This is a genomic window from Bradyrhizobium sp. Ash2021, from assembly GCF_031202265.1.
Taxonomy (GTDB): Bacteria; Pseudomonadota; Alphaproteobacteria; order Rhizobiales; family Xanthobacteraceae; genus Bradyrhizobium.
On the sequence record NZ_CP100604.1, the window covers coordinates 4,814,103 to 4,825,881 of the forward strand.

13 protein-coding genes, 1 tRNA gene and 1 pseudogene are annotated in these 11,779 nt (G+C 61.4%); 7 read left to right on the forward strand and 8 right to left on the reverse strand.

Annotated elements, in window-relative coordinates; translation table 11 throughout:
• Window positions 1-15 precede the first annotated feature (15 nt).
• From NL528_RS22955 to NL528_RS22970, 4 genes and pseudogenes are all read right to left on the reverse strand, one after another.
• Entirely contained in the window at window positions 16-330 is a 315-nt protein-coding gene (locus tag NL528_RS22955; protein ID WP_309176731.1) for a hypothetical protein, read from the reverse strand.
• A 111-nt stretch (window positions 331-441) separates the two neighbouring features.
• The gene (locus NL528_RS22960; protein WP_309176732.1) at window positions 442-816 is read right to left on the reverse strand and encodes a hypothetical protein; all 375 of its coding nucleotides are present in this window, start codon (window positions 814-816) and stop codon (window positions 442-444) included.
• 20 nt (window positions 817-836) lie between these two features.
• Window positions 837-1,064 (reverse strand): hypothetical protein, encoded by a 228-nt coding sequence (locus tag NL528_RS22965; RefSeq protein WP_309176733.1) that lies wholly within the window; start codon window positions 1,062-1,064, stop codon window positions 837-839.
• 446 nt (window positions 1,065-1,510) lie between these two features.
• Window positions 1,511-2,176, reverse strand: a pseudogene (locus NL528_RS22970) (SOS response-associated peptidase).
• Between the two features lie 96 nt (window positions 2,177-2,272).
• On the opposite strand from NL528_RS22970, the gene NL528_RS22975 reads away from it, so the two are divergent.
• The 6 genes from NL528_RS22975 (at window position 2,273) to NL528_RS47170 (ending at window position 5,364) form a co-directional block, all read left to right on the forward strand.
• Window positions 2,273-3,106, forward strand: coding sequence for an LssY C-terminal domain-containing protein (locus NL528_RS22975; RefSeq protein ID WP_309176734.1), 834 nt, complete (start codon window positions 2,273-2,275; stop codon window positions 3,104-3,106).
• A gap of 383 nt (window positions 3,107-3,489) precedes the next feature.
• Entirely contained in the window at window positions 3,490-3,741 is a 252-nt protein-coding gene (locus NL528_RS22980) for a hypothetical protein (protein ID WP_309176735.1), read from the forward strand.
• Between the two features lie 5 nt (window positions 3,742-3,746).
• On the forward strand, window positions 3,747-4,556 hold the full coding sequence (locus NL528_RS22985) for a hypothetical protein (protein WP_309176736.1): 810 nt from the start codon (window positions 3,747-3,749) through the stop codon (window positions 4,554-4,556).
• A 17-nt stretch (window positions 4,557-4,573) separates the two neighbouring features.
• Window positions 4,574-4,711, forward strand: a complete 138-nt coding sequence (locus NL528_RS22990; protein ID WP_309176737.1) for a hypothetical protein — start codon at window positions 4,574-4,576, stop codon at window positions 4,709-4,711.
• Between the two features lie 107 nt (window positions 4,712-4,818).
• Window positions 4,819-5,130, forward strand: coding sequence for a hypothetical protein (locus NL528_RS22995; protein WP_309176738.1), 312 nt, complete (start codon window positions 4,819-4,821; stop codon window positions 5,128-5,130).
• Window positions 5,131-5,163: 33 nt separating this feature from the next.
• Window positions 5,164-5,364, forward strand: coding sequence for a DUF1214 domain-containing protein (locus NL528_RS47170; protein WP_375143885.1), 201 nt, complete (start codon window positions 5,164-5,166; stop codon window positions 5,362-5,364).
• Window positions 5,365-5,763: 399 nt separating this feature from the next.
• Here the strand turns inward: NL528_RS47170 and NL528_RS23000 are convergent.
• From NL528_RS23000 to NL528_RS23010, 3 genes are all read right to left on the reverse strand, one after another.
• Window positions 5,764-5,839 (reverse strand) — tRNA-Lys (locus tag NL528_RS23000).
• A 247-nt stretch (window positions 5,840-6,086) separates the two neighbouring features.
• Entirely contained in the window at window positions 6,087-8,783 is a 2,697-nt protein-coding gene (locus tag NL528_RS23005) for a glycosyltransferase (RefSeq protein ID WP_309176739.1), read from the reverse strand.
• A gap of 187 nt (window positions 8,784-8,970) precedes the next feature.
• The gene (locus tag NL528_RS23010) at window positions 8,971-9,543 is read right to left on the reverse strand and encodes a beta-1-3, beta-1-6-glucan biosynthesis protein (protein WP_309176740.1); all 573 of its coding nucleotides are present in this window, start codon (window positions 9,541-9,543) and stop codon (window positions 8,971-8,973) included.
• A gap of 254 nt (window positions 9,544-9,797) precedes the next feature.
• Here NL528_RS23010 and NL528_RS23015 point away from each other — a divergent pair, with 254 nt between their 5' ends.
• Window positions 9,798-11,423, forward strand: coding sequence for a beta-(1-6) glucans synthase (locus tag NL528_RS23015; RefSeq protein ID WP_309176742.1), 1,626 nt, complete (start codon window positions 9,798-9,800; stop codon window positions 11,421-11,423).
• Here the strand turns inward: NL528_RS23015 and NL528_RS23020 are convergent.
• Window positions 11,383-11,763, reverse strand: a complete 381-nt coding sequence (locus NL528_RS23020) for a hypothetical protein (protein ID WP_074276703.1) — start codon at window positions 11,761-11,763, stop codon at window positions 11,383-11,385. The genes NL528_RS23015 and NL528_RS23020 overlap by 41 nt on opposite strands.
• Window positions 11,764-11,779 lie beyond the last annotated feature (16 nt).

Sequence of the window (11,779 nt, forward strand, 5' to 3'; positions counted from 1 at the left end):
ATTTTCCCTTCGCCTTCAGGGCGTCGCATCTCGACTTCGGCGGAATAGTCGCACCAGCTCAATTCTTTTGCACAGCTCGCAACGATATTGAATGATGTCACTACCCTCAACGTCGGGAGCGCTTTTTTCCAGCTTCATCGTCCGCTTACATACAATGCAGCTCAACAGATTGATCAGGGGGCTTTTATCGTCGTTCAAATGATGTCCGCTGGCTTTATCGGACTGCAGGAAAACCTTTTGCGCCCGCTCCAGCTCAGCCAGAGCTTCGTCGGCGCGAAGCTTTCGCCCTCTCTGACGAGCTAGCCTTGTCGCTGCGTTGCTCTTCCTCATTTTATTGCCTTCAGCGCTGGCTCGACCAGGCGGCGGATTGTCCAGCAACCCATGGACGTGCACAAGCCGAATTCCCCAGGCGCGGAATTGTCAAATCAGCAAATCAGGTAGTCACAACCTCGAGACTTGGATTAATTTTTCGAGCTCATGGCGACCGTCCGCGTGAGCTTCCTGCTCGGTGGCGAACGATTCCATGGAAGACTGAATAGGTCTTCCGTTCTCTCTGATGTCCCAGCGAAAGTGACCCGCGTGAATCGTGCAGGGCCGGGTTACAAGGTCATAAGGTTGCGGCGACTGAGCCATACCCGACAAATCGAGGTGTTGCAGAGCACTTATCCGCGCCCGAAATCTCTCGATCTCCTGAAGCGCGTTGTGGCGGTCCTGCCCCGATGGAAGCTTGCGAGCGGTCTCTAATAGCTTCGCCGCCATCGCCTCCAGGTCTTGCATCTCTGTTAGCGTTCGATCGGTCGATTTGATCGCGGTCATTTCCCTGGCGCCTTCAGCAATCAGATTTGGCGCGACCTCCCTCTGACAGGGAACAGCCTGTCGGTGGAGCGATCGAGCCGCTTCTCGGTCTCGTGCGCGCTGTTTAGATGCCCGACCAACTCGCCGGACAGCCGATAGAGGTTGATCCCTTTTAGCTCGTAGATTTTTTGGCCGTCGAGGTCGAAGACTTCCGCGCCGTTCAACACGGCAACGTGGGTACCATTGCTATTGAAAATATTACCACTCACGACCGACCTCCTGTGGAGAGGCCCCGCGGCAAAGGCTGCGCCTATTGGCCGGGGATAGCGAGACAAATCGTGCGGGCTATTTCGACTTCGCCTTCAGCCCGAGCTCTGCAAGACCTTCGCGCAGCCAGCTCCATCTGAAGATCCGTCCGAGCCCGGCTTCAGCTCGATGCGGGCGGAGAGGTTAAACGGGTTCTGCTACGATTGGCTTCTCAGGGGCTGTAAGCGGACTTTCAGCCCATTTCACCGCGGGGTCGTCACAACTTATGCATTGGAGGTCGGTGCGGCCGGAGAGGGTGACAACCGGGACCATTCGTTTTCCGCATTTTGGGCAGCGCGTTGTCCGATCCATGAGGTCCTCCCGATTTTTCACCCCTAACTCGAAACTGGAATTTTTGTTCCATTCGAGCCTTTCGGCGAACAGGAGGATTCCATGGAAGCTGCTCTGGTCATGCCGCGGTCGCGATGTCTTCCTTGTCGACCCCGCGCGCCACGATCCGCAGCGCATCGTCCGGCAGCGGCCTCTGTAGCACTCTGGCTTCGTTTCACGGCGCGCGCAGCCAGACGTCGCGCTCCTCGTCCGTCATCAAGATCACCGGCATAGCCCTCGGATGGATCGGCCCGACCACCGCGTTCGGCGTCGTCGTCAGGAAGCCATAGACCAGATGAGGGCCGGGGACCGGCTTGGACTTGGTCCCACGGTCGCCCTTGAACTCGGTCCAGATGCCGGCGAAGGCGAACGGCGGGCGGTCATCGCTCAGTGCGAACCACACCACGTCCTTTTTCTTCGTCTCTGGGTTCGGCTCCGGCGCGTACTCGGCGAAGCTGTTGGCCGGGACCAGGCATCGGTTTTCCGGCTTCAGCCAGCCCCGCCAGTGCGGCGACGACGTGTTTCGGCTGTTGGTGACCGGCGGCCCGCCGATCTTCGGTGGTGGCCGCATGACCCAGCGCATCGTGGTCAGCTCGGTGCCGGCGTCGGTGTTGCGCACGACCGGGGCCTGGTAGTCGGGGAACACGCCCGGCATCGTCGGCAAGTTCCCGACGTAGCGGTTTACGACGCGGAAGAGGGCGATGATCGCGGCCTGGTTTGTGGTGATGCTGTAGAGGTTGCACATCGTTAGGCCTCGGTGTCGCCATTGGTGCTGGCCGGGCTATGGCTCACTCTGCTAGCCTTGCACGGTCATCCCACTTTCATAACGGACGAGGCGATCGTGAGATTGCTTGTACGCCTCCTTCAACGACTAGCGATATTTGGGTTGGGTATTTTCAGTGTCTGGTTGATCGTTTTTGTAGTCTTTGAAACAGCGGACCGCAGGCTGCCCTGGATTCTGGCTGTGGGCATCACCTATGGATTTGCAGCCTATATTGTTCTTCCGCGCGTCATTCGCTTGGGTCTCAGAATTCTGCAGCACCAACGGGTACCCAGTTACACAATCACGGGCGATGGGTTGCCGGGAGACCCTGTCAACATCGCACTCGTGGGTACGCTGCAGCAGCTTCGATCAGCCTTCGCGGTCAGCGGCTGGTCGGAAGCGGATCGACTGGGGCTGGCAAGCTCTTGGGGCATGATCCGAGCCTTCGTACTCAACTCGCCTTACCCCACTGCACCATTCAGCACCCTCTATCTTTTCGGACGCGGTCAGGACGTCGGCTTCCAAAAAGCAATTGATAACAGCCCGCGAAAACGTCACCACATACGATTTTGGGCATTGAGCCTAACGCGCGCGCAAGCCATGTGGGGGGCGCCCGGCTTCTGGCTGAACACCGACCGGCCACCGGACAACGAAAGCGTTCTTTGGGTTGGAGCTGGCACGAGAGACACTGGCCTATCCCTCACTCGACTCACGTTTCAGATCACCCACGCCACGGATTCGGACACAAATGCCGAGCGCGATCATATCATCAGCGAGTTGACGAAGAGTGGGGCAATCGGGGCCGTGAAAGTATATCAATCCGGTCAGGATCTTCCGACCGAGCACGTCAATCACTACGTTCCCGATGGCGAGATCGCGTTGGCGAGTTTGGTGGTCAAGAATCCGCGGTAGCCCGCGTCGCGGCCGATTTTTGCATAGGCAGGAAGAGCGGCTGCCATCTAAAATGACGGGCACTTCGGCCGCTTTGCACACGACCATTCGAGCCACCTCAGGAGAACTGAACCTCGAACGAAGAAATCCACCTTACACCTAAATCGGCGGCTCGGCCAAAGGACAACAGCCGACCAGACCACACGGCGAACTCTGACGCTCGAGGTCGCCTTCATTATTTTTGGCTGAAATACAACCGGCCCGAAGTTTTTTCCGGTTCTTAGAAACGGCGTCTATTACGGTCAATCGTCGTCCCCGCAGTAAGAAGAACTTACGGAAAGCCCTGTGCTGCAGGCACTTCTGCAACTTTGCGTTCATTGACGACGCCCGCGATCAGGATCAACTTGATCGAAACTGCATCTATCAATGAGGCACATCAATTGAAAGCAGCCGTCGACAGCAAGAGAATCCTGGTCACCGTCCCGGCCGATGTCCGGCTTTGGCTTGAGGAGCGCGCAAAATATCACGGCGGGACGTTGTCCGCCGAGATTGTCCGCTGTGTCCGGGAACGCATGGAGCGCGAGCTGGCCAAAGTGGCGCTCGAAAGGGCCAAGGAACGCGCCGTTGCCGCCGCCGCAGCAGCAGCAGCGGAGTGACGGCGATGGGCGAGTACGAATTCCACCCAGCCGCCAACCTCTTTCCCATGATGACCGATGCCGAGCTGGAGGCGCTTGGCGGGGACATGCTGCAGAATGCCCAGCGCGAGGAAATCATCCTGTACAAAGGACAGATACTCGACGGCCGCAACCGCTATCGGGCCTGCCTGCTCAAGGGCATCAATCCGCGCTTTCGGGAAGAGCGTACGCCCGATCCCTACGCCTTCGTCGCATCGGCGAACTTGCATCGTCGACATCTCGACGCCAGCCAACGGGCCATGATCGCGGCTAACTTGGCGACGTTGCGCGATGGTCAGAACAAGGCAGCGGGTGCATCCCCGGATGCACCCACCCAGACCGACGCGGCTAAGCTCTTAGAGGTCAGCCGTCCGAGCGTGCAGCGCGCGCGCTACGTCAAAGAGCATGGCGTTCCTGACCTCGTCGATGCCGTTAAGGGCGGCGACGTAAAGGTCAAGCCCGCAGCCGAGTTCGCCAAGGCGGTGCCGCCGCTCGATCAGCAGCGGCTTATCGGCGAACACGGATCGGCTGCCGCCGCCGTGAAAGCCGTGCAGGCGAAGGCGGATCGCGCCGCCCAGGTGATGCCGAGGAAGGTGCCCGATCCGAAACCGGCGGCAGACCGTGCTGAAGCGAGAGCAAGGCTCGACGCAGCGCGCGCGACCTATGTCGCCACCGTCGAGGCGGCGCACCTCACCATGACGCAGCGGACCGACGAGATCAGACAGGTGGTCCGGCGGCTTTATGTGGAGGGACTGCCGGGCCTCCGGCTCCTGCTGAGATCGATTGCGGCAAGTTGAACTGAGAAAGGCGCGTCATGACGGGCAACAACTTCCGGCCCGACATCGTCGCCCGCGCCGTTGAGCTGATCCGCGCCGGCGTCGATGCGCACGAGCTGCGGCGCCAGGTTCATCGCGAGCACCAGGAGCTGACCGCGCTCGGCATCGAGCGGTGATCGGCATTGCGCGCGAGGAGACCGGCCAGCAACGTGATCTCCGCGATCACCATGTTTCACTTCTATTGACGGCAAGAGCAGACCAACCAACCTGAAAGGACACTCACATGACGACGGTTGAAAACAAAGAACAGGCAGTAGAGATGACGACCGAAGAATGGCTCGCGATCCGCAAGGAGGCCGGTCTAAAAATCGATCCCGACACCGCCGAGGTATGCTGGTGGTGGGCACAGATGGCAGACCCCTATGGTGTGTTCCCGGAGCTTGCGAAAGAGCGGGGCTGCATTGGCAGAGTGTACTTCGCTTGCTCTCCGGAAAGTGACGTTTGGGTCAGCTTCCACGATCTTCCCAAGGCGACGGTAGATGCCCTGCGGAAAAAAGCAGACGCTATGGATGATGATGACGATTGGCCCTTCTAGCGTCAGAGTAACGTTGCGCCGCGTGTTCAAGTATTGAACGCCCGCGCGTCAGCACGAGGTGCCGATCTATGCAGCCCGCCAACGAATAAGCCCGCGCAGAGCGCGGACGGCACCATCGACGTCTACTTCGGTCCGAAGTCTCCCGGCGAAGGCAAGAACTGGCTGGCCACCATCCCCGGCAAAGGCTGGTTAACCCATCTTCCGCCTCTACGGACCGAAGAAGGCGTTTTTTGACCAGACCTGGAAGCTCGGCCTCTTTCATTTCAAAAATTGCCGTTATGGATATGCGGCCAGCATCACGCATCTGCCGGCCGGGCACCCGAGCGTCGTCAAAGCAGGGCCTGACGTCGCCGCCGCGATGGCCGCAGACCTTGCAGGTGAAGCGCGGTTCGAGGTCGCTCAGCCGTACATCGTCCGGCCAGGCCTCGGCGCAGATCGTGACGGAATGCGAGCAACGGTAGTCGGCGCAGTAGACCAGCACCCGGCGGAGACCGGATTCCCGCATTTCGCCGAGCGTGATTTTCTGTGGATGCTGCATGTCGTCGGTGCTGCTACACGCCTGCTACACGAAAGGTCAGGCTTAGGTATTGAAAAATTACTTTACATATAAGATGCTGTTTTTGTGGGGTTATTTGGTGAGCGCGGAGGGACTCGAACCCTCGACCCCATGATTAAAAGTCACGTGCTCTACCGCCTGAGCTACGCGCTCACTCTATTGCTTGAGCATGAACTTTTCGGAAGACCGGTCCACCTCGCTATCCAGGTGCAGGGCAGGGTTTTTCCGGATCACGCTCGGCCCGCGCTGTGTAGGGGGCGGGGCCTTGGCGGTCAATAGCGCAAACCGCCGCAAATGGGCCAATCGCCGGTCCCAAATTCCCCTTGCACAGCTTACGGTTAGCCCAACCTCTTCAAGTTGGGCCGGCCCAATCCATCCACCGTGCTGCCGCCGGTTTTGGTCAGCTGTCCCGGTGAATCTCGGATGCCACCGGCTGCGAGGGGCTGGCGACCGTCGGCATCGTCACCGGGCGGAGCCCGATCAGTTCGGCGGTCCGCACCGCGCTGTTGCGCCAGAAGGCGAAAGAGTTAATCCGGGAGTTCTCCAGGATCGCGATCGCCACCGCCGAGAGGAAGGGCAGGCTTTCCAGCAGCAGGACCGCCGCGAAAATATAGATTTCGCGCACCTGTTTATTACCGGTGGTCTTGATCAGCGTGGAGTCGTTGTTCACGATCAGCACCGCGGCGCCGACCAAAAGCAGCACGCCGATGACCGCTTCCCAGAACGCCTGGAATTCGATCGACATCACCGACAACCCGCCCTTCGAGGTGCGGGCGAACGGCAGATGCTCGGTGATCAGGCCTTGAGCGACCGCGCGCGATACCGTCCATTGCACCGACATCGCCGCGATCATGGCGCCCAGCATCTGGCCGACTTTGATATGCACGCGCAGCCGATACAGCGCCAGGAAATGCACCAGCGAGACGATGAAGGAGGCGATGATCGGCAGGGTCAGAATCTTGTCGGGGATGGCGATGTCGGCAAACACGACGATCGGCACCCAGATCAGATTGAGGATCGCGACCACCACGCCGAGGCTCTCGGCGCCGAGCCAGTTCAGCCATCCCAGCGAGAATTCGCGGCGCTGATCCGGCGTCAGCCGGCTGGCGCCGGGCAGGAATTTTCGCCAGTGCTTTTTGACGATCTGGAAGCCGCCATAGGCCCAGCGGTGGCGCTGCTTCTTGAAGGCCTCATAGGTGTCCGGCAATAGCCCGTGACCGTAGCGTTCATTGGTGTAATGCGTCAGCCAGCCGTGCTCGATGATGGCGAGGCCAAGATCGGTATCCTCGCAGATGGTGTCGCCGGCCCAGCCGCCGGCCATGTCCATCGCCGCGCGGCGGATCAGGCACATGGTGCCGTGGACGATGATGGCGTTGGCCTCGTTGCGCTGGACCATGCCGATGTCGAAGAACCCCGCATATTCGCCGTTCATGATGTAGTGCATCAGCGAACGGTCGCCGTCGCGATGCTCCTGCGGCGCCTGCACCAGGCCGACGCGGAGGTCGGCGAACACCGGCACCAGATCCTTCAGCCAGTCCGGCTGCACCACGTAGTCGGCATCGATGATGCCGATGATCTCGGCATCGACCGCGGTACGGTCCATGGCGATCTTCAGGGCGCCGGCCTTGAAGCCCTTGACCTTCTCGGCGTTGATGAACTTGAAGCGCTCGCCGAGCGTGCGGCAGTGGTCCTGGATCGGCTGCCAGAATTCCGGGTCGGGCGTGTTGTTGATGATCACAACGCATTCGAAATTCGGATAATCCAGCCGCGACACCGCATCGAGGGTCTGCTTCAGCATCTCCACCGGCTCGAAATAAGCGGGGATGTGGATCGACACCTTGGGGAAGCTGATGGTCTCGCCCATGGTGGCGGGCGCCACCGTCGCGCCCTTGACGATCAGCCGGCGCGGCGCCCCCCCGAATGCGATCGCAGCTATTTCCTCGATCCGCGCCATCGCGATCAGCACCAATGGCACCAGAAGGATCAGGCCGAGTACCATCGCAAACGCCGAGCCGAACACGAAATAATGCCCGGCCCAGTACGCGAACACGGTGGCGACCCAGGCGCCGACGCCGTTCGCCGCGGCCGACAGAACCAGCGCCTGCATCATTGTCGGCTCGGCGAGCCGCAGGATCGGCAGCGACATGAACAGGCCGACCAGCAGCGCAATGGCGGCGAGCTTCCAGTAGTTCTCGTTCACGATCGGCCCGGTCCAGGCGAACTTTGGTTCGCGCGAGGCGTCCAGAATGCCCCAATAGGGGCCGACGCCGCCTTCGAAGAACTTCCAGGGCTGATCGATCGCCTCGACGATGTTGTAGTCCATGCCGATCGCTTCGGCGCGGGTGACGAAGTTGCGCAGCACCGAGGCCTGCTCGAACGAACCGGGTTCGGCATTCCGCAAATTATAGCCGGCGCTCGGCCAGCCGAACTCGGCGATCACGATGCGCTTGCCGGGAAACGTGTCATGCAGCAACTGGTAGCGCTCGACCGCCTGATCGACCGCCTGCTTGTCGGTGAAATTTTCCCAATAGGGCAGCACGTGGGCGGCGATGAATTCGACCGATGAGGCAAGTTCCGGATTGTCGCGCCAGATGTTCCAGATTTCACCCGTCGTGACGGGAACGTTGACCGATTGCTTGACCCGCTTGATCAACGTGATCAGGTCTTCGACCTTCTGCTCGCCGCGGAAGATGGTCTCGTTGCCGACGACGACGCCGATGACATTGCTGTTACGCTTGGCGAGGTTGATGGCGGCCTCGATCTCTCGCTTGTTGCGATCGCCGTCCTTGTCGATCCAGGCGCCGACCGTGACCTTCATGCCGAATTCCGCGGCAATCGGCGGCACCAATTCGTTGCCTTCGGTCGAAGAGTAGAGGCGAACCGCTCGCGTCAGGGTGGAGAGCTTCTTCAGGTCGGCGCGAACCTTCTCAGAGTCGGCGATGCTGTCGGCGACGGTGTGGCCAGGTTCAAACGGCGCGTAGGAAGCGCTCGGCAGGATGCCACGGAAATCCGGTGCCGCCTGCTTTTCCTGAAACAGACCCCACAGCGCAGCGTGGGCCGCGGTCACAAACAACAGAACGGCGACGACGGCGCGCATCGGCGACTAAACCATACGGGGCCTACTTGAGGGGAAAGCGAACCCGTCCCCTAGGTTCGACCGACACGGCGGCAACTTCAGGATAATCCTGCCGCGCAATTTCACAACTGGTATCCCGCCATGGCGTTTTAAGGGCGCTGAGCGATTCAAACGGCGAAAAATTCGGATCGTTCCGACAGCCCGGCGATTACTTCGCCGGCGGGGCCGGTGAGGCGGCCGGCGCGGGGGTCGCGGCCGGCGCCGGCGCGGCATTGCCGGCGGTCGCGGACGCCGCGGCCGGCGTTGCCGCTGCGGCCGCCTGGGGTTGCGCACCCGGATTGACCCAGCAGGCATGGACGCGGCTGCTCAGGGTCTCCGCGACCTTGGGATCGATCTGCCCGCCGAAACGGGTCAGGCAACGGAACGCCGCCTGGACGTGCCCGCCGGGGCAGCCGAACCGGTCGTAGAGATCGAGGTGCCGGAAAGCGGTGTCGAGATCGTCCCGCCACATCAGGCTCACCACCCGGCGGCCGAGCCAGACGCATTCCGGGTTGCCGGCCGGGCCATTGATGACCTGGGCGGCCTCGACGAATTCGTCGGTCTTGCGCTGGTTGTCCTTGGTGGCGTCGGCGGCATTGGTGGCCGGGGGTTTGCCGGATTGATCGGGGGCAGGGGTGCCGCTCTGGGCAAAAACGCTGCCGGATCCGATCAGGAGCGCGAGGCCTGCAACGGCAACATGGCGCAAAACCGCAACTCTTGGATCAAGCACCCGTCGACGCATACGTTCCCCGATATGTTTCCTGCCCCGAGAGACAACTTTGGACGGTCCGTGGCTTGGCTTGATGCCGTCCAAATGGGTCCCCAATGCGGCGGAGACTTAAGCAATTCCCATGACGGTTATTTCGGATTTTGTCCAGCAAAGTCACAACTTTATCGCGGCGTGGTAAAATGGCCGCTGGACAAAGCCGGTATTGCACCTATCGCGCTCTTGGCAGATGCGCGGCGACCGGCTAATCGACGGGCCCCGCCCGGAGGATGGAACCGATTTCTCTTCGTACGCCGCTGGCGCTTCTCCTGACATCCTTATGTGCGATCGCAGCCGTGTGGTGGTGGCTCGCCACGCCGATCACGCTCGTGCGCGCGCCAATCGATCCCGATGCCAAGTTGCAATGCGTGTCCTATGCGCCGTTTCGCGGCGCGCAGACGCCGCTGCAGCCGACCACGCATATCGGGCCCGAGCAGATCGAACGGGATCTGGCGGACCTCGCCAAGATCACCGATTGTGTGCGCACCTATTCGATCGAGAACGGCCTCGACCAGGTTCCCGGTCTCGCCGCAAAGGTCGGGCTGAAGGTCATCCAGGGCATCTGGCTCGGCAGCGACCGGCTGAAGAATCTGGTGCAGATTTCGATCGCGGTGGGCCTGACCAAGCAATATCCGCAGGTCATTACGGCGTTGGTGGTCGGCAACGAGGTGCTGCTGCGCGGCGAGATGACCACCGCCGACCTCGCGGCCAATATCCGCTCGGTCAAGGCGCAGGTGACCATTCCCGTCACCTATGCTGATGTCTGGGAATTCTGGCTGAAGAACCGCGAAATCTATGACGCGGTCGATTTCGTCACCATTCACATCCTGCCTTACTGGGAGGACATTCCGGTCAAGGCGAAATTCGCGGCGTCCCATGTCGATGAGATCCGCAAGCGGATGGCGGTGGCGTTTCCGGGCAAGGAAATCCTGATCGGCGAGACCGGCTGGCCGAGTGCCGGGCGGATGCGCGAGGGCGCGCTGCCGTCGCGGACCAATCAGGCGCGTATCGTCTCCGATATCCTGGATCTGGCCAAGCGCGAAGGCTTTCGCGTCAACCTGATCGAGGCCTATGACCAGCCCTGGAAGCGCCAGCTCGAGGGCACCGTCGGCGGCTATTGGGGCCTGTTCGATGCCGCCAAGCGGGTGGTGAAATATCCGCCAGGCCAGGTCATCAGCAATTATCCATTATGGAAATGGCAGATGGGCGGCGGCATGGCGCTCAGCGTGGCCGTGTTCCTGGCGGCATGGCTGGCACTGCGGCGGCGGCCATGGACGCCGCGGCCGACGTCCTGGATCGCGGTCGGCCTATGGGCGACGACGGGTGGGATCCTGTTCGGGATCGCCGCCGACAAGATGTTCTACGAGAGCTACGGCGTCGGCGGCTGGCTGCAATGGGGGGCGTTGCTGGCAGCGGCGATCGCCTCGCCCTTGCTCTGTACCCATGCAGCGATGTCGGGCCGATCGCTGCCGACATTTTTGGAACTGCTCGGCCCGCGAGAGTTCAGGGGCGGATCTTTCCCGACGGCGTTGCTGGCGATCGCGCTCGCCGTCACCACGCTGATCGCAGCCGAAACCGCGCTCGGCTTCACCTTCGATCCGCGCTACCGCGATTTCCCGTTCGCCGCGCTGACGATGGCGGTGGTGCCGTTCGCGGGCCTGATGCTGCTCAACCGCCCCCAGGCGGGGGTGCGGCCGATCGCGGAATCCGCCTTTGCCGGATTGCTGGTCGTGACCGCGCTGTACACCGGTATCAACGAGGGCACCGCCAACTGGCAGTCGATGTGGACCTGCGCAATCTACCTGCTGCTGGCGCTTACGCTGTGGCGGGCGCGGGCCGCGCAAAGCCCAAAATAAGCAGGCCGATCGCAATTCCCGACAGTGCGATATTGTAGAGCACGATCCCGAGCCCTGCGGCGATCAAGCCGCCGGTCAACAGCACAATCGAGGGCCGCATCACGTGCAGCGTCGCAATGACCAGCGCGACAATGCCGAACACCGAATTCTTGAACAGATAGGTCGCCAGCACCCGCGCCTTGCACAGCAGGGATTGCAGGCCAGCGTCGCATGCCAGCGCGACGGGCGAGTACTCGACCGCAAGATAGCGCAGATACAGCGCATAGCCGACGGTGACGAAGCCGACGATCAACAGAAACTGGACCTGGTAGGGCGTCAGCCGGAACGGAGTTTTCTTCACGTGCGCATTTTCCCGG

Bases quoted from the DNA above. Each gene is read 5' to 3' on its own strand.
- NL528_RS22990 (WP_309176737.1), top strand. From the start codon at position 4,574: ATGACGGGCAACAACTTCCGGCCCGACATCGTCGCCCGCGCCGTTGAG.
- NL528_RS22985 (WP_309176736.1), top strand. From the start codon at position 3,747: ATGGGCGAGTACGAATTCCACCCAGCCGCCAACCTCTTTCCCATGATG.
- NL528_RS22960 (WP_309176732.1), bottom strand. From the start codon at position 816: ATGACCGCGATCAAATCGACCGATCGAACGCTAACAGAGATGCAAGAC.
- NL528_RS23015 (WP_309176742.1), top strand. From the start codon at position 9,798: ATGGAACCGATTTCTCTTCGTACGCCGCTGGCGCTTCTCCTGACATCC.
- NL528_RS22995 (WP_309176738.1), top strand. From the start codon at position 4,819: ATGACGACGGTTGAAAACAAAGAACAGGCAGTAGAGATGACGACCGAA.
- NL528_RS23010 (WP_309176740.1), bottom strand. From the start codon at position 9,543: ATGCGTCGACGGGTGCTTGATCCAAGAGTTGCGGTTTTGCGCCATGTT.
- NL528_RS23005 (WP_309176739.1), bottom strand. From the start codon at position 8,783: ATGCGCGCCGTCGTCGCCGTTCTGTTGTTTGTGACCGCGGCCCACGCT.
- NL528_RS22955 (WP_309176731.1), bottom strand. From the start codon at position 330: ATGAGGAAGAGCAACGCAGCGACAAGGCTAGCTCGTCAGAGAGGGCGA.